At 60.9% G+C, this 16042-nt stretch carries 17 protein-coding genes; 6 read left to right on the forward strand and 11 right to left on the reverse strand.

The features are described 5' to 3' along the window. Nucleotides 1-6: 6 nt before the first annotated feature. From AC0V6X_RS01685 to AC0V6X_RS01705, 5 genes are read left to right on the forward strand one after another with little or no spacing between them, the layout of a single operon-like run. Nucleotides 7-1107: an FAD-dependent oxidoreductase gene (locus AC0V6X_RS01685; protein ID WP_486185496.1), complete on the forward strand. Its 1101-nt coding sequence runs from the start codon at nucleotides 7-9 to the stop codon at nucleotides 1105-1107. Between the two features lie 47 nt (nucleotides 1108-1154). Then, on the forward strand, nucleotides 1155-3293 hold the full coding sequence (locus AC0V6X_RS01690) for an FAD-dependent oxidoreductase (RefSeq protein WP_486182861.1): 2139 nt from the start codon (nucleotides 1155-1157) through the stop codon (nucleotides 3291-3293). A gap of 29 nt (nucleotides 3294-3322) precedes the next feature. Continuing rightward, complete coding sequence (locus AC0V6X_RS01695) at nucleotides 3323-3754, forward strand: hypothetical protein (protein ID WP_486182862.1); 432 nt, start codon at nucleotides 3323-3325, stop codon at nucleotides 3752-3754. A gap of 21 nt (nucleotides 3755-3775) precedes the next feature. Then, the gene (locus tag AC0V6X_RS01700; protein WP_486182863.1) at nucleotides 3776-5065 is read left to right on the forward strand and encodes a NupC/NupG family nucleoside CNT transporter; all 1290 of its coding nucleotides are present in this window, start codon (nucleotides 3776-3778) and stop codon (nucleotides 5063-5065) included. Then, the gene (locus AC0V6X_RS01705; RefSeq protein WP_486182864.1) at nucleotides 5058-5660 is read left to right on the forward strand and encodes a CDP-alcohol phosphatidyltransferase family protein; all 603 of its coding nucleotides are present in this window, start codon (nucleotides 5058-5060) and stop codon (nucleotides 5658-5660) included. The genes AC0V6X_RS01700 and AC0V6X_RS01705 overlap by 8 nt, the downstream gene beginning before the upstream one ends. Nucleotides 5661-5676: 16 nt before the next feature. On the opposite strand, the gene AC0V6X_RS01710 is transcribed toward AC0V6X_RS01705, so the two are convergent. Then, nucleotides 5677-6588 carry a DUF1499 domain-containing protein gene (locus tag AC0V6X_RS01710; RefSeq protein WP_486182865.1) on the reverse strand — a complete coding sequence of 304 codons (912 nt, stop codon included), beginning with the start codon at nucleotides 6586-6588 and terminating at the stop codon, nucleotides 5677-5679. Nucleotides 6589-6831: 243 nt separating this feature from the next. Between AC0V6X_RS01710 and AC0V6X_RS01715 the strand changes: the two genes are divergently transcribed. After that, nucleotides 6832-7320: a c-type cytochrome gene (locus AC0V6X_RS01715; RefSeq protein ID WP_486182866.1), complete on the forward strand. Its 489-nt coding sequence runs from the start codon at nucleotides 6832-6834 to the stop codon at nucleotides 7318-7320. An 89-nt stretch (nucleotides 7321-7409) separates the two neighbouring features. Here AC0V6X_RS01715 and hemA read toward each other — a convergent pair whose 3' ends face one another. The 10 genes from hemA to bchL all read right to left on the reverse strand — a co-directional run bounded on the left by hemA (nucleotide 7410) and on the right by bchL (nucleotide 16026). Next, nucleotides 7410-8630, reverse strand: a complete 1221-nt coding sequence (gene hemA / locus AC0V6X_RS01720) for a 5-aminolevulinate synthase (RefSeq protein WP_486182867.1) — start codon at nucleotides 8628-8630, stop codon at nucleotides 7410-7412. Beyond that, a complete protein-coding gene (gene puhE / locus AC0V6X_RS01725; protein WP_486182868.1) occupies nucleotides 8620-9447 on the reverse strand; it encodes a putative photosynthetic complex assembly protein PuhE in 828 nt (275 codons plus the stop codon). Before puhE ends, hemA begins: the two co-directional genes overlap by 11 nt. Beyond that, complete coding sequence (gene acsF / locus AC0V6X_RS01730) at nucleotides 9441-10544, reverse strand: magnesium-protoporphyrin IX monomethyl ester (oxidative) cyclase (protein WP_486182869.1); 1104 nt, start codon at nucleotides 10542-10544, stop codon at nucleotides 9441-9443. Before acsF ends, puhE begins: the two co-directional genes overlap by 7 nt. Continuing rightward, on the reverse strand, nucleotides 10541-10855 hold the full coding sequence (locus AC0V6X_RS01735) for a hypothetical protein (protein WP_486182870.1): 315 nt from the start codon (nucleotides 10853-10855) through the stop codon (nucleotides 10541-10543). The genes acsF and AC0V6X_RS01735 overlap by 4 nt, the downstream gene beginning before the upstream one ends. Continuing rightward, entirely contained in the window at nucleotides 10852-11337 is a 486-nt protein-coding gene (gene puhC / locus AC0V6X_RS01740; RefSeq protein WP_486182871.1) for a photosynthetic complex assembly protein PuhC, read from the reverse strand. Before puhC ends, AC0V6X_RS01735 begins: the two co-directional genes overlap by 4 nt. Then, nucleotides 11334-12068: a photosynthetic complex putative assembly protein PuhB gene (gene puhB, locus AC0V6X_RS01745; protein WP_486182872.1), complete on the reverse strand. Its 735-nt coding sequence runs from the start codon at nucleotides 12066-12068 to the stop codon at nucleotides 11334-11336. Before puhB ends, puhC begins: the two co-directional genes overlap by 4 nt. Then, nucleotides 12059-12889, reverse strand: a complete 831-nt coding sequence (gene puhA, locus AC0V6X_RS01750) for a photosynthetic reaction center subunit H (protein WP_486182873.1) — start codon at nucleotides 12887-12889, stop codon at nucleotides 12059-12061. Before puhA ends, puhB begins: the two co-directional genes overlap by 10 nt. 82 nt (nucleotides 12890-12971) lie before the next feature. Next, on the reverse strand, nucleotides 12972-14408 hold the full coding sequence (locus AC0V6X_RS01755) for a BCD family MFS transporter (RefSeq protein ID WP_486182874.1): 1437 nt from the start codon (nucleotides 14406-14408) through the stop codon (nucleotides 12972-12974). Further along, nucleotides 14405-15130 carry a magnesium protoporphyrin IX methyltransferase gene (bchM, locus tag AC0V6X_RS01760; protein WP_486182875.1) on the reverse strand — a complete coding sequence of 242 codons (726 nt, stop codon included), beginning with the start codon at nucleotides 15128-15130 and terminating at the stop codon, nucleotides 14405-14407. Before bchM ends, AC0V6X_RS01755 begins: the two co-directional genes overlap by 4 nt. Beyond that, entirely contained in the window at nucleotides 15130-16026 is an 897-nt protein-coding gene (gene bchL / locus AC0V6X_RS01765) for a ferredoxin:protochlorophyllide reductase (ATP-dependent) iron-sulfur ATP-binding protein (RefSeq protein WP_486182876.1), read from the reverse strand. The genes bchM and bchL overlap by 1 nt, the downstream gene beginning before the upstream one ends. Between the last annotated feature and the right edge of the window lie 16 nt (nucleotides 16027-16042).

Consider the following 16042-nt stretch of genomic DNA (forward strand, 5'->3'; position numbering starts at 1 on the left):
CTGCTGCTGGTCGGAGGCGGACACGCGCAATTGGCGGTGCTTGCGGATTGCATTCGTGGTGGGTTGCCGTGCGAGCGTGTAACGCTGCTCACTCCGCACACGCATCTGCGCTATTCGGGCACAGTGCCGGGCTGGATTGCAGGGCAATATGCGCGCGACTTTGGCTTGGTCGATGTGGCAGGATTGGCACGGCGAGCAGGCGTGGAGTTTGTGGCCGGGCGTTGCATCGGGATCGACCCAGAGGCTCGAACCGCGACCATAGACGCGGGCGAGACCATCGCCTTCGACATCGCCTCGCTCGACACAGGCGGGGTCAGCCGCGCGCTTGTAGTTCTGGGCGATGATCCCCGCGTGATTGCTGTGCGTCCGATCGAGGGTCTGGTCGACCGGCTCGCTGGCATCACAGGGCGGCGGATCGCCGTTGTCGGCGGCGGAGCTGGCGGTGTGGAGCTCGCCTTTGCGCTGCAAAACAGGTGGGCGGAGGAACCCGTTCAAGTCACTTTAATTGCTGGAGAACAAGGGCTTGTCCCGAACCTCTCAGACGCTGTGCGAGGGAAGGTCGCAAGCGAACTCGCGCGGCAAGCCATCGCGGTAATCGCTGCGGACGCTCGGCTTGAGGGCGGCGCGCTGATGGCCGGAACCCAATCGCTTGAGCCGCAAGATGTCGTCATCGCAGCAATCGGTTCAGCTGCCCCCGATTGGCCAGTAGCGAGCGGTCTTGCCTGCTCCGACCAAGGCTTTGTCGCAGTCGACCGGCACCAGCGCTCAACCTCCCATCCGCACATCTTTGCAAGCGCGGATGTGGCGTCTCGCACAGACCTCCAAGTGCCACATTCGGGCGTCCATGCGGTGCATACCGGCCCCATCCTCGCCGCGAATTTGCGCGCGGTTCTGGAGGGACGGGAGCCGATCCGAACCTATCGCCCGCGGCCAGCACATCTCTATCTGCTTGCGACAGGCCGGGGGGAGGCGATTGCGAGCTACGGCCCGCTCGCTGCACAAGGACGCTGGGCGGCAAAGCTCAAACACGCCATTGATAAGCGCTGGCTGGCCTCCTACGCCAAGCTCATAGAGGGATCAGGTTCGGCCAACGCGAACAGCGCGTAACCAAACGTGCAAGTTCTGCGAACAGGCTGAAGGAACTAGGGACATCCATGAAGAAAATCGCCATCCTTGCCGTGCTCGCTGCGCTGATTGCTGCCTATTTCGTGTTCGATCTGGGCGCGTATCTGACGCTTGACGGGATCAAACAGGTCGTTGCGGATACGGAGGCTTTTTATCAGGAAAACCAGTTCCTTGTCCTGGCTGTCTTCTTCCTGATCTACGTCGCAGTAACGGCCGCTTCGCTTCCCGGCGCGGCGATCATGACCTTGGCGGCGGGCGCTCTTTTCGGGCTGGTGACCGGCACAATCCTCGTCTCCTTCGCATCCACTATCGGTGCGACACTTGCCTTTCTTTCGTCCCGCTATGTCCTGCGCGACACGGTGGAGGCGCGTTTCGGTGAGCGGCTGAAAGCGATCAATGACGGGGTCGAGCGTGACGGGGCCTTCTACCTTTTCTCGCTGCGAATGATCCCGCTTTTCCCGTTTTTTGTGGTCAATCTGGTGATGGGGCTGACGCGGGTCAGGACCTGGACATTTGTGTGGGTGAGCCAGCTGGGCATGCTGCTGGGCACCGTGGTGTATGTGAATGCGGGCATGCAACTGGCTCAGATTGACAGCCTGTCCGGCATCGCATCGCCTGCGGTGATCGGTTCCTTCGTCCTGCTGGGTATTGCCCCGTGGATCGCCAAGGCGATCATCGGCTTCATCCAGCGTCGCAAGGTCTATGCAGGCTATTCCCGGCCCAAGAGCTATGACCGCAATCTGATCGTGATCGGAGCGGGCTCTGCCGGGTTGGTTTCGGCGCTGATCGGATCGACGGTGAAGGCCAAGGTTACGCTGATCGAAGCGCATGACATGGGCGGCGATTGCCTCAACACGGGCTGCGTGCCCTCCAAGGCGCTGATCAAGAGCGCCAAAGTTGCGAACACGATGCGCCATGCGGACAAATATGGCCTCAAACCCGTGGAGCCCGACGTGCCGTTCGGCGAGACCATCCGCCGCGTTCAGGACATCATCAAGACGATCGAGCCGCATGACAGTGTTGAGCGCTACACGGGCCTCGGCGTCGATGTGATCAAAGGCTACGGCAAGATCGTTGATCCGTGGACGGTCGAGATCGCGCTTAATGACGGCGGTACAAAGCGCCTTACTACCCGCTCAATCATTATCGCCAGCGGGGCTGAGCCGGTTGTCCCGCCGATCCCCGGCATCGACGAAAGCGGCTACCTCACCAGCGAGACGATGTGGGACGCTTTTGCCAAGATGGACAAAGCACCCGCGCGTGTGGCGGTGCTGGGCGGTGGTCCGATTGGTTGCGAGATTTCGCAGGCGATGGCGCGGTTGGGATCAGATGTCACTCAGATCGAGATGGCCGACCAGCTTCTGGGCCGCGAAGACCCTGAGGTTTCCGAGGCGGCGAAAGCTGCGCTCGAAGCGTCCGGCGTCACTGTGCTCACCAGCCACAAGGCGGTACGGATTGAGGGCGGCGCGGTGATCGTCGAGGGCTCGGAGGGTGAAAGCCCCGTCCCCTTCGACGCGCTGATTGTCGCCGTGGGTCGCAAGGCGCGGCTCACCGGTTTTGGCCTTGAAGAGCTTGGCATTGATACGGAGCGGACCGTGGTCACCGACGAATTCCTCGCCACCAAGTTCCCCAACATCTTCGCCGCCGGAGATGTCGCAGGCCCCTATCAATTCACCCACACTGCCAGCCATCAGGCGTGGTTTGCCAGCGTCAACGCGCTGTTCGGTCAGTTCAAGAAGTTCAAGGCCGACTACCGCGTCATCCCCGCCGTCACCTTCACCGATCCAGAGATCGCCCGCGTCGGCCTCAACGAAACCGAAGCGCGCGAAAAAGGCATCGAGTTTGAAGTGACAACATATGGCCTGGACGATCTAGACCGCGCGATTGCGGAGAGTGAGACGGCGGGCTTTGTCAAAGTGCTGACCCCGCCGGGCAAGGACACGATCCTTGGCGCAACCATCGTCGGCGCACATGCGGGCGAGCTACTGGCCGAATACACTTTGGCGATGAAGTATAAGCTGGGCCTCAACAAGATCCTCGGCACGATCCACCCCTATCCGACCATGGCGGAGGCGAACAAATTCGCCGCGGGCAATTGGAAGAAGGCGAACAAGCCCGAAGCCCTGCTGAACTGGGTCGAGAAGTACCACAATTGGCGCCGTCGCTAAGGCGCAACCGGACACTGGAGAATTCTGAAATGCTGACTTCGATTTCACTGCTCATCATGCGCGTCGGCACGGGCGCGCTGCTGATTGTCTGGGGGCTTGTCCGGGTTATCGGCGGCATGGGACCGGGCCTTGCCGATAAGTATTACGCGGGCCTCGCCTCGCAAGAGACGTTTCAGTTGATCTTCGGTTGGAGCGAAGTGGCGCTGGGCGTGCTGGTCGTGCTTGGGCTCTTTCGCAAATACACGCTGATCGGCTCGGCGCTGATCCTTGTGGGAGGAGCTATCCCGATCTGGCGGCACTTCCTCGACCCGTTCGGACGCTATCTGTTTGAGGACCCTGAGCAGGCCAACATCCTGTTCTTTCCATCGCTGACAGTCGCGGGCGCGGCACTGGCGCTGATCGCTTTGCGTGAGCTCGACACGCTGGCGCTCGACCGCGTTTTCAGCAAGAAGGACGGCTGAACCTAACCAGGAGAGCCCTACTTGGAAATTTTCGATCAGCTGCGCGGAGTTCTAGGGATCGCCGTGCTGCTCACGCTCGCTTGGGGCTTGAGTGAGAACCGCTCGCGCGCACCCGGATGGCGCTGGATCGCAGGCGCGCTGGCTTTGCAAGCAGGGTTGGCGCTTTTGATCGTGCGGGTGCCGTTTGTTTGGGACGTGGTGACATTGGCCAATGAGGCTGTTGCCGCGATTGAGCGCGCGACATTGGATGGCTCGGCCTACATGTTCGGATACCTCGGAGGTGCGGACCTGCCGTTCGAGCTGAAAGGGGGCGCGCAGCCTCCGCTCATCATCGCGTTCCAGATCTTGCCGCTGGTGATCGTCTTCTCCGCGCTCGCTGCCCTGCTGTGGCACTGGGGCGTGCTGAGATGGCTGGTGAACGGTCTGTCCTTCCTGCTGCGGCGAACCTTGGGCGTCAGCGGCGTGGTTGGCCTGTCGGGAGGGGCGAATATGTTCCTGGGCGTGGTCGAGAGTCCGCTGGTGGTGCGCGCTTACTTCGCGAAGATGAGCCGGGCGGAGCTGTTTCAGGTCATGGTCCTTGCCATGGCGACGATCAGCGGTGCGATCCTGATCCTTTATGCGACGACCCTTCGTGAGACTGTGCCTGATGCGGTCGGTCATATGATTTCCGCCTCGCTCGTATCGCTCCCGGCCGCTTTGCTGATCGCCAAGCTGATGGTGCCGGGCGAGGAGGAGGACGAAGCGACCGAAGCAGACGATCAGGAAGAAGGCCTCAAATACGAATCCAGCATCGATGCGATTGTCAAAGGGACGATGGACGGGATGCAGCTGTTTCTGGCCGTCATCGCGATCATCATTGTGGTGTTCGCGCTGGTTTCGCTGTCCGACCAAGTGCTGGCGCTGCTGCCGCTTGTCGGGGATGAGCCGCTGACCCTGAAGCGCATCTTCGGGTGGGTCTTCGCGCCCTTCATGTGGCTGATCGGCGTTCCCTGGGCAGAGGCTCAGGCGGCTGGCGGCTTGATGGGGACCAAGGCGATCCTGAACGAATATGTCGCCTATCTGGAGCTGGCCGCTCTGCCGGAGGGAACCCTGAGCGAACGCAGCCTGCTGATCGTCACCTATGCCCTGTGCGGCGTCGCCAATCTCGCCAGCGTTGGGCTGCTTGTCTCCACCATCGGAACCTTGTGCCCAGAGCGGCGCGGCGATGCGGCGGGGCTGGGGATCAAGAGCTGGATTGCGGGCAATATTGCCACCGCGATGACCGGTGCGTGGATCGGGCTGGTGACTTTTGGGAGCGTGAGCGGTGCTTGACGCAAAGCTGCGCCCGCTGATTGATCCGCCGCTCAACCGCGTGGGCCGCGTGCTCGCAGGAGCGGGTGTCTCCGCGAACATGCTGACCTTTGTGGGGCTGGCACTGGGGCTGGGCGGGGCGGTCGCGATTGCGTTTGGACAGCTGTGGCTGGGCCTTGCGCTCATCATCGCCAACCGCGTGATCGATGGCTTGGATGGAGCTGTTGCGCGCGCTTCCAAGCCGACCGCTGTGGGCGGCTATTTCGACATCGTCGCCGACTTCGCCTTCTACGTCTCGGTCCCCTTGGGCTTTGGCGTCATGGCGTCTGCGAACACACTGCCTGCGCTGGTTCTGGTCGCGAGCTTTGTGCTGACAGGGGTAAGCTTCCTCGCATTCGCCGTCATCGCTGCGGAGCGGGGCGAGGAGACGCAGGCGCACGGGACAAAGAGCTTCTTCTACTCAACGGGCCTCGCTGAAGGGGCAGAGACCATCGCGGTATTCATCGCTATGTGCCTATTCCCCGCATGGTTTGGCCTGATCGCCTATGCCTATGCAGGGCTGTGCGTGTTGACCGTCATTCAGCGCAGCGCGCTGGCGGTTATTTCTTTCCGCTAAGTCTTAGCGCCCAAAACTATCTTTGGCCGATTTGCTCGGCAACACGCTCGCGCAGTTCAGCAATACGAGCGGCATTGGCGCCAAGGTCGCTTTGCCCGACGCGGCTGACTGAGCGGAAGTCGATCTCCTGCTCGCCAATGCGGGCGACGACGTCGTCTTCAAAGCCATACCAGAAGGTGACGGCGACCCCTTCAACTCGGCCCGCTTCGACGTCTGTCCTGATGTCCTCAAATCCCATATTGCCCATGGCGGCTGCCACAGCGGCCACTGCGTCGGCGCGCGACGCTCCGCCTAATGGCAAGGGAGAAAGCTCTGCATAGGTGTCGTTGATGATCTGGGCGTGGCTCTTGATCGCAAGCTCAGGCGCGGCGCGCGAATACATCTCTATCTCGCCCAGCGGCACCTGATAATCGTTCAGAGGATTGGCCTCACTCTCCGCCCGCGCAGCGATCGTTTCGGCGGAGAACATTGGCGGATTGGCCGTGTCAGTGGCGACGTCATGGATCGGGTTGTCGCCCGCTTTGCTCGCAGCGCTCATGCCGAAAATCGCCAGCCCCGCCGGCACGATCAGGCCCATGGCAGCAACGCCGATCACGCGCTTGCGACGCGGTTTGCGGAACACGCCGAGTAGCAGCGAAATCAGCGCCACCACTGCCAGAATGCCGAGCAGGAACGGCCCGCCGCTAAAGGTCATGCCCACAAGGCCCGTTTGCCAGCCCCAAAGGCCAATCTTGGAACCCAATGCCGCGTTCATGAAGTAGATCGGGAGGAAGACTGTGAGCCCAAGGACAAGCTTGGCGTGCCAAGGCCACCGCGACAGTGTCTTGGCCGCAGTCTCTGTGGCCCCGTCAAGTGTCGTGTCTGGCCCTGCATCGATCGTTGTCTCAGGGGGGCTCTGGGGTGCGCTTTCAGGCGTTGGTGTACTCATATCCGCCTCTTTAACGCGCGCCTTCAAATTGGCAATGTGGGATCGAATTCTCAGCCGAGCCGCAAATTTGCATCCATTGGCCGACATTTATCGTTTTTTCTCACCGGGATCGGAACGAAACCACCCCTCGGGCGTAAGGTTGAAGTTCCGGTCCCAAACGGCCATACTATGGGCGGGATGACATTAATTGGCCATGTGGCGTGAGCGCGTGGCGATTTGATCATTGAGTAGGGGAATTTCCTTATGCGTAAGATTGTTATGAGCTCGGTCGCGGTGACCGGCCTTCTGGCACTCGCTGCTTGCGGCAGCGGTAAGCCTGCTGGCGAAGAAACGGCAGCAACCGAAGAAACCACGGAAGAAGTCGCTGAAGAAACAGCCGAAGAAGCACCTGCGCCCGCAGCAGATGTGGCTTTCGCTGACCTGACTGGTGACGCAGCTGCTGGTGAAACCGTGTTTGCACAGTGTCGCACCTGCCACCTCGTTGAAGAAGGCAAGAACGGCGTTGGCCCGTCGCTTTACGGCGTGATTGGCCGCGAAGCTGGTTCGATCGAAGGCTTCAACTACTCAGAAGCCAACGCGAATAGCGGCCTCACCTGGACGCCAGAGATCATGTTCGATTATCTCGAAGCACCGCGTGAGTACATGCCGGGCACCCGCATGGCCTATCCGGGTCTGAAGGATCCGCAGGACCGCGCCAACGTCATCGCCTATCTTGAAGCGACCGACGACTAAGCACACGCCTTTACCGGCAAACTAAAAAGGGCGGCTTGGATCATCCAAGCCGCCCTTTTTGCTGGCGCGAAGGCTTCTGCTGGCAGGGATCAGGCCGCAGTTGCCATGCGCGCAAGCTCGCATTGGGACCAGATCTCGCTCAGCGCGTTGACGAGCCTGGTGATGTCGCCGGTGTCATGCACCGGAGACGGAGTGACGCGCAGCCGCTCAGTGCCCACTGGCACCGTTGGATAGTTGATCGGCTGCACATAGATGCCGTGATTGTCCATCAGCCAGTCGCTGATCATTTTGCATTTCTTCGCATCGCCAACCATCACCGGGATGATGTGGCTGGGATTGTCGAGATGCGGGATGCCCAGCATGTCGAGCTGGCGTCGCACTTCCCGCACGCGTTCCTTTTGCAGGTCGCGCTCGTGATTGCTTTCCTTCAAGTGGCGGATACTGGCCGCTGCGCCGGCTGCCACAGCAGGGGGCAGGGCGGTTGAGAAGATAAAGCCGCTGGCGAACGTGCGGACGAAGTCGACGAGGTCTTTGCTCGCCGCGATATAGCCGCCCATGACGCCGAACGCTTTGCCAAGCGTGCCTTCGATCACAGTGATGCGATCCATCAGCCCTTCGCGCTCTGCAATGCCACCGCCGCGCGGGCCGTAGAGGCCAACCGCGTGCACTTCGTCGATATAGCTCATCGCGCCGTGCTTCTCGCACACGTCAAGAATCTCGGCGATCGGGGCGATGTCGCCATCCATCGAATAGACACTCTCAAACGCGACCAGTTTGGGCACGTCGGGGCCGTAGTCGGACAGCATCCGGTCGAGGTCTTCGACGTCGTTATGCTTCCAGATTTTGTAGGGCGCGCGGCTATGGCGGATGCCTTCGATCATGGATGCGTGATTGAGCGCGTCGGAGAACACCACGCAGCCCGGAATCTTGCTCGCGAGCGTGCCGAGGCCCGCCCAGTTCGAGACATAGCCCGAGGTGAACAGCAGCGCGGCTTCCTTGCCGTGGAGGTCGGCGAGCTCGGCTTCCAGTTCCACGTGGTAATGGTTGGTGCCAGAGATATTGCGCGTGCCCCCTGCGCCAGCTCCGCATTCGTCCAATGTTGCGTGCATCGCGTCGATTACTTTGCGGTGCTGGCCCATGCCGAGATAATCGTTCGAGCACCAAACGGTGACCGCACGCGTCTCATCTTCGACAAAGCGGGTGGCGTGCGGGAATTTGCCGCAATGCCGCTTGATGTCGGTGAAAACGCGGTAACGACCTTCTTCGCGAACGCTGTCCAGTTCGCTTGCGAAATAGGCATCAAAGTCCATTTGTATTTCCCCCAAGGCGATTTTCTTTGGTTTTGGTATTCTGGCGGTTCCCGCGTTCGGGAAGCGCCCAGCCCCACAGCATTCCGTCGCGGAACGGTAGGGCGAGGAAGAGGTGTTCCAGCGCGCCCAACAGGCACAGTGCGGTAAGCAGGCTTGCGCCCACCATCTCCGGGCTTCCAGCAGGCACGGCCATGGCGAGGCTTGCGAACCAACCGCCCAGCGCGAGGATCGCAAGGATCGAGGCGGCGAGCAGCCAGGTCATGCGATTGCGGCCAAAATAGCTCTTCAGATAGTCGAGATGCGCAGGCAGCATTTCCGTGCTCGAATTGGGTACGCCGACGAAGAGATTGATCTTCGACGACAGGCGCAGGCCAAACATCAGTACGAAGACAATCGCTCCGATCTGATTGGGCGCGTTCCACGACAGCGAGATCAGCATGAGCGCCGTCAGTGCCAAAGCGACTTCGTGATGGATCACTGTGGCGCTGGCTTGCAGAAAGCGGTCCAGACCCTTTGATCCGGGCGGGCAGGCGGTGCGGCGTGGACCGGCAGCAGCTCCGGTAAGAAAGCCGATCTCGTGCCAGCCCCAAACCAGCAGAGCGCCGACAAAGGCGACGTAAACCGCCCCAACGCTGACGTCCTGTGCAGCAAACAGGATCGCGACAAGGCCAGCAATGCCTCCGATCCCGCCCAGCGTAATGCTGCGCCGGAAGGTCGCATGGCCGCGATTGTCCGCCCAGGCAATTAGCCCGGTCGCCATGAACCAGATGGCCACCGTTACGATGAACGGGACAATATGGCCGCTCCAGCTTACCATGCAGGGTGGAGCCTGATGGATTGCGGCAGCGTGTTGGGCTTGGGACGCATGAAGAACATGCGGGCAAAGTTGTAACCGGCGCCTGCCATGCCGCTGGCGCGTTTCAGCAGACCGCCAATGCCGCCTTGCGCTTTGCCATCCTCGATCCGGTTTGCCGCGATGCGCAGGGCTTCCATGCGCGCGCGGAATTTGGGATCGTCAATGTCAAGCTCAACCGGGAAGACCTGGCGCGCGATCTGATTGCAGACCTGAAAGACCTTGTAGTCATACTCGGTCGGATCAACGCCGAGCGCCGCGTGGAACACCGGCCGTGCGTGGTCGCGCACATACATCGTCGCATAGACCGAGAGCAGGAAGAAGCGGATCCATAGCTTGTTGCCGCCTTCCAGCAGCTTGGGGTCTGCGCGCATCAGCATCGCGAAGGCTTCGCCATGGCGGAACTCGTCATTGCACCATTCTTCGAACCAATCGAAGATCGGGTGGAACTTGTTGTCTGGATTGGCTGCGAGGTGCCGGTAGATCGTGATGTAGCGGGCGTAGCCGATCTTTTCGGACAGATAGACCGCGTACCAGATGAATTTGGGCTGGAAATAGGTGTATTTCTTGGTCTTCGTCAGGAAGCCGAGGTCGACGCCAATACCTGCATCCTTAAGCGTTTCGTTGATGAAGCCCGCATGGCGGCTTTCGTCGCGGGCGAGCAGTTTGAACAGCTGCTTCACATCCGGGTTCTTGGTCCGCCGGGCGATCTCTGCATAGAGCACGCAGCCAGAAAATTCGGATGTCATCGAGCTGACGAGGAAATCGGTGAACTCCGCGCGCAGTTCAGGCTCAAGCCCTTCGATGATGCCTTTGAAATCGTCCTTGTAACGGAAGTGGGTCTTGTTCGGATCGCCGACCATATCGGCGATCAGCTGGTCCCACTCCTCACGCACTAGGCTCACATCGATCGCATCGAGCGCGTCGAAATCGGTGGTGTAGAACCGCGGCGTCAGCATCGTCTCCTGCGTCGCGAGGCCCATGGCCTCCTCGCTGGTCATCATGCGGTCAGGCGCCGGGGCCTTATTGGCGTGCGCTTTGATGTCCGTATGGGCGTTCATTTGATCCTCCCAGCGTTGAAGCTGACTTCATAAAGTTCGGCAAAGTCGAAATAGGCGGCGGCGCGGATCAGCGCGCGCTTGATCGGGCCTGCCCGTGTGACCGTTGCGGTACGCTCAAACACTTCGCGGCTGCCGAAGGGGATCGAGATCGGATCGCCATGGACGCGGACCTTGTCGCCCGGCTCCATCTCGATCTCTTCGGGCAATTCAACATGGGCGTGGAAGTGTTCGGGAGACTGCTCGACCGTGATCGTGCAGGGCGTGTCGAACACCCGGGCGCCTGTGTCATATGTTTGAGCGAGCGTATTCATTGTGCCGCGCCGCCTTTCAGGAAAGCTGCAAAGGTTGCGCGGTTTCCGGTGCCAAAGGAGGCCAGCTCGACCGTTTGATCGGTGGTCGGGTCCATCAGCGTCAGTTCGCCATTGTCCCAAGCGACCAACTCAAACGGAACCTCGCGCCCGATGCCGTTGATGCGGCGCTTGTGGACAAGGCTGCGCGCGCTGGTGCGGACAAAGCCACCATAGCCTGGGCCGAAGCTCGCGATTTCCTCGCCGCTTACCGCGTCTTCGATCCGTACTGTGCCGTCCGGATCATCGAAGAAGTAGAGCGAGCGTGTCTCAACCATCTGCGCCCCTGACGCAGCCCGCGCTTCGCTGGGGATGGCTTGCCGTTCAACAAAGCCAAGACTGACCGACACAGTCAATGCCAGCACCGACGCGATGAGGAGGCCGGCCATGATCAGCGGCACCTTGTGGACGGTGACTTCGTCCTCTTCATATTCGCGTACGATCATGCTGGCGCTCCCCTTAGGTCATTGTCGGCATAGGCCCCTGCGGCAGGCTTGCTGTCAGCGGCGGTAGCAGGGCCGTTCACCTGCTTACCTGCCATGTTGTCAGGCTGAGCCTCGTCCGCATTGACCTGCGTCAACTCAGCACCGGCAGGCGCCATTTTTGCACATGCGTCGGCGACCAGCGCCGCGACTTTCTCCGCCTCAGGCAAAGCGCGCAGCATCGGCTCTGGCTCGCTAAACCGCCATGGGCGCACATGCGGCCACAGCAATGCGTAGCCGAGCAGCCGCTCGCCCTCGATCTTCAGCGCAATGTCGCCATGGGTCTTGTCGCGCATCCGCAGATTGGCTGAGGTGACCCGCTTCAACGGAATGTTGATCCGCGTCTCCAACGCCATCCCGATCCGCATGATCAGACGCTCATCGGTGAGGATGTACATCGTCGTGCGAACGCTCACCCAGGCGAGCACATGCAGGATCGCCATCGCGGCGAGCCCCAGCATCGTGCAGACAATCGCTGCATTGACATTGCCAACCATCGCCGCCCCTCCGATCAGGAGGAGGAAGTACAGCCCCACTTTGCGTGTATGAAATGCGCTGCGGGCCAGCATTGAGGTGTCCGGACGCCCCCGCCACAACACCCGCTCATCCGCAGCGGGTGTGCCCATGGGATCACCATGGGCGGTGGGGCCGTCGCTTTCCTCAAGCGAGGTGGGCAGAATGTCGTTTACAGCCATGGCTCTGAACGCTCCGCATTGGCGTACATGTAGCCGCCGCCATAATAGGCCATGATCTTGTCCTCTTCGAGACGAGTGATCTGGCCAGGAGTGGCGATGGCAGGCGTGTCGTCGAATTGGTCGGCGTTGATCGCGGTGATGTCGATCAGTTCGGTCTGATCATCGACAATCGGGATTAGGCCGCCGAGCCATGCCTTGCCCTGCACAGCGCACACACCCATCGGCGCGAGCACTTTCTTGCCCGAGTTGGTGGTCACTTCGAGATAGCGGATGAGATGCTCGGCCTGGTCGACCCAGACATCGCTGACGGTTCCGGCCAGCTTCTTGTCCGCTGAGTAGACCGGCAGACCAACAGGATCGCGGTCCATCGGAGCAATCTCAATCTCATGCGCGTCGCCAATCGGAACGATGCGTGGGCGGCCATCCATGGTCAGGTCTGGATAATCCTGACGGTTGGCATAGGCTGCTGGGCCAAGCCCATCTTTCATCGGATCGCCGGTCGGCACAAACGGAGCGCCGATGCCAGCAAAGGCTTGCTTGGCCGGGATGTTGATGTCGTCGCGTGGCACGTCTTCCGGGACATAAGTGCCCCGGCCATGCGGCAGCTTGAAGGTCTTCTTGTCGCCATCGGACAGCGGCGCACCGCGCATCACGATACCGGTTTGCTCATGCTCGACCGGATAGCCTTCACGGCGGCTTTCACGGTTGAGGTAGATAACGAGGCCGACAAAGAACAGGATGAAGAGCAGGATCGCCAGCTCAGCAACGTCGAAATCTCCGACGATGTAAGCCGCATTGCCCAGTAGGTTCATGGCATTCATGGTACTTTCCTCTCAGATGCAAAGGAGCGGACACGCCACTCGCTCCTTGCGGTATTGACCGCGCTATCCCCATTTGGCGCGGTCATGTCGGGAACTCCCGCAGGCCGAACGGCTGGTCTGCTTTGTTCCCTTGGTCGGTGGAATTTGTGCGGTTGCGACCGACAAGCGGTCCAATCGCGGCGAGACCTGCAAGAAGCAGCAGGATTTCGATGACATAAACGCTGGTGTAGCCCGTCGCACGCGTAGCAATCGCAGCAGAAGGGTCAGCATTTATGGCGAAGTAAGCGATGATGTCGCGCAAGGCTCCGCCGACAGCGATGCCAGCGCCAGCGCAGGTGGCCTGCACCGCGCCCCATGCGCCCAGCGCGAGGCCAGCGGTCTCGCTTTTTGCGAGCGCCATCGCCTCGATCAACGTGCCGACCGAGAACAGGCCAAGGCCAAGGCCGATCAGCATCGAACCGGCATACAGCATCGTGGGCGATGAGAAGGGCGCTGAGAACAGCACCAGGATAAAGGCGTTGAGGCCCACAACAAGGCCAAGCCCTGCGATCCGCAGCGGGTCCATGCCTTTGGTGAGCGAGCGTCCCGACCACATGAAACCGACCAGCGAACCGAGCGCCCATGCGCCTGTCAGCGCGGTGGTCGCTCCGACGGAGAGGCCAAGAATCTCACCGCCATAGGGCTCCAGCAGAGCGTCCTGCATCGCAAAGCCCGCAGCGCCAATTCCGATCGCGGTCAGCAGCCGCGCATTGCGGCCATCGCGCACGAAACCGTTCCACAGTTCGCTAAAGCTGGGCGCGTTAGGATCAGGCTTGGTCCGGGCGGGCGCGCGGGCCTCTTGTTTCCAAAGCGCGATCACATTGAGGACGAGGGTCAGAACCGCTGAGCCCTGGATTACCTGCACCAGCCGCGTGGGAGAGAAATCAATCAGCAGCCCGCCGATCACGAAAGCGGCGAGCATCATGCCGACCAGCAGCATGACATAAAGCAGCGCCACAGCGCGTGGGCGTTTGTCTTCAGGAGCGAGATCCGTTGCAAGCGCAAGACCAGCGGTTTGCGTCACATGGAAACCGAGGCCCGTCAGCAGGAAGGCGACAGCCGCAGCGATCAGGCCCATTTCAAACCGGCCCTCAAGTTCGAGCAGCAGCAGCGCGAAGGGCATGATCGCAAGACCGCCAAACTGCATCATCGTGCCGAACCAGATGTACGGCACGCGCCTCCATCCCAGAGCGGATACATGACGGTCTGACTTGTGCCCGATCAGCGCGCGGAAAGGCGCGACCACCATCGGTACCGCGATCAGAACCGCGATAAGCCAAGTCGGCGTACCCAGCTCAACCACCATCACGCGGTTGAGTGTGCCTGAAAGCAGCACCATCGCCATCCCCACGCTCACCTGGAACAGCGCAAGTCGCAACAGTCGGCTCAGCGGCAGCTCCGTGCTCGCCGCATCCGCAAAGGGAAGCAGCTCCACGAGCATCCGGGCAAAGGGGTAGGAAGGGCGAGGGTTTTGGCTCATCCGCGTCTCACCAATTCCAGCGCCTGGCTGGTGTAGAAGCCGGAGGAAACGCGCTCTGTCCGGCCAATTGCCCAGCCATCAAGGCGAGCGGCGATGCGTTCGCGCAGTTCGTCTTCGGCAATCGGAACAATGGCGGGCGAGCGGTCGCTTTTTGGGAAGACTTTGCCCACCGAATGCATCGCGCCCAGCAACTTTGTGTGCGGAGCGAAGGTGAACAGGATCGAGCCAGAGGTCCGCGTGCTCAGCTCTTCCAGAGCATCGGCCAGATCAGCAAGTTGGTAGTGGATCAGCGAGTCCATCGCGACGACATGCGCAAACTCACCATGGCTCGCGTCAAGCATGTCGCCCGCGCGCCAGCGGACCTTGCCGTGGCCGATAAATCCGGGAGCGCGTTCCTTGGCGACTTCGACTAGGCCGCCTGCGACGTCCACAGCGGTCACATCCGCTCCGCGACAGGCTGCGTCGATGGCGAGCGCGCCTGTGCCACAACCGGCATCCAGCAACCGTGTGCGGCGTAGATCAGCGGGCAGCCAGCTGACCAGCATATTGCGCATCTGCTTGCGCCCGGCTCGTACGGTTGCGCGAATACCGCTGACCTTCGTGTCCGAGGTCAGGTCGATCCACGCCTGTTTCGCGGTGGAGTCGAAATAGGTCGCAAGCGCCTCACGGCGGATCTCATATTCCGCTCCGGTGAATCCGGTATCAGGTGAACGTGTAGCCATCACTCAAACCCCAGAAAATCGAAGATGTCGCGGTCTTTCATCGCCTCTGCCGGTTGCGGCTCGACCCCGGCCCAAAGCTGCGCAGCGAGCCGCAGATATTCGTCCTGCGCTTGCTTCACCTCGGGGCTGTCCTCCATTTCGAACAGGGTGCATTTCTTGAGGCGCGAGCGGCGGATCGCGTCGACATCGCGGAAGTGGGCGAGGCGCTGCATACCGATCTCGTCGCAGAAGCGATCGATCTCGTCGGTCTCTCTTGAGCGGTTGGCGACCACGCCAGCGAGGCGCACGTCGTAATTCTTGGACTTCGCGCCAATCGCCGCAACGATGCGGTTCATCGCGAAGATGCTGTCGAAGTCATTCGCGGCCACAACCAGAGCGCGCTCTGCGTGTTGCAGGGGTGCAGCAAACCCGCCGCAGACTACATCGCCCAGCACGTCGAAAATCACGACGTCCGTATCTTCGAGAAGGTGGTGCTGTTTCAGCAGCTTCACCGTCTGCCCCACGACATAACCGCCGCAGCCTGTGCCCGCAGGCGGCCCACCAGCCTCAACGCACATCACGCCGTTATAGCCTTCGAACATATAGTCCTCTGGCCGTAGCTCTTCGCTATGGAATTCAACAGTTTCCAGCACGTCGATGACAGTTGGCATCAGCTTTTTGGTCAGCGTGAAGGTGCTGTCATGCTTGGGATCGCAGCCGATCTGCAAAACCCTGTGACCCAGCTTTGAAAACGCGGCGGAAAGGTTTGAAGAGGTTGTCGATTTGCCGATCCCGCCCTTGCCATAGACTGCGAAGACCTTCGCGCCTTTGATCTTGTCATTCGGGTCGAGCTGGACCTGGACCGATCCCTCGCCATCGGGCTTGGAAAAGCCGGAATTGGGTGTGTGAAGGTTCATAGTGTCAGATCCCCAT

This window comes from Erythrobacter sp. S267, from assembly GCF_057365045.1.

Bases quoted from the DNA above. Each gene is read 5' to 3' on its own strand.
- bchL (WP_486182876.1), bottom strand. From the start codon at position 16,026: ATGAACCTTCACACACCCAATTCCGGCTTTTCCAAGCCCGATGGCGAG.
- AC0V6X_RS01710 (WP_486182865.1), bottom strand. From the start codon at position 6,588: ATGAGTACACCAACGCCTGAAAGCGCACCCCAGAGCCCCCCTGAGACA.
- puhA (WP_486182873.1), bottom strand. From the start codon at position 12,889: ATGAATGCCATGAACCTACTGGGCAATGCGGCTTACATCGTCGGAGAT.
- AC0V6X_RS01690 (WP_486182861.1), top strand. From the start codon at position 1,155: ATGAAGAAAATCGCCATCCTTGCCGTGCTCGCTGCGCTGATTGCTGCC.
- AC0V6X_RS01715 (WP_486182866.1), top strand. From the start codon at position 6,832: ATGCGTAAGATTGTTATGAGCTCGGTCGCGGTGACCGGCCTTCTGGCA.
- bchM (WP_486182875.1), bottom strand. From the start codon at position 15,130: ATGGCTACACGTTCACCTGATACCGGATTCACCGGAGCGGAATATGAG.
- puhC (WP_486182871.1), bottom strand. From the start codon at position 11,337: ATGATCGTACGCGAATATGAAGAGGACGAAGTCACCGTCCACAAGGTG.
- AC0V6X_RS01735 (WP_486182870.1), bottom strand. From the start codon at position 10,855: ATGAATACGCTCGCTCAAACATATGACACAGGCGCCCGGGTGTTCGAC.
- puhB (WP_486182872.1), bottom strand. From the start codon at position 12,068: ATGGCTGTAAACGACATTCTGCCCACCTCGCTTGAGGAAAGCGACGGC.
- hemA (WP_486182867.1), bottom strand. From the start codon at position 8,630: ATGGACTTTGATGCCTATTTCGCAAGCGAACTGGACAGCGTTCGCGAA.
- AC0V6X_RS01755 (WP_486182874.1), bottom strand. From the start codon at position 14,408: ATGAGCCAAAACCCTCGCCCTTCCTACCCCTTTGCCCGGATGCTCGTG.
- AC0V6X_RS01695 (WP_486182862.1), top strand. From the start codon at position 3,323: ATGCTGACTTCGATTTCACTGCTCATCATGCGCGTCGGCACGGGCGCG.
- acsF (WP_486182869.1), bottom strand. From the start codon at position 10,544: ATGAACGCCCATACGGACATCAAAGCGCACGCCAATAAGGCCCCGGCG.
- puhE (WP_486182868.1), bottom strand. From the start codon at position 9,447: ATGGTAAGCTGGAGCGGCCATATTGTCCCGTTCATCGTAACGGTGGCC.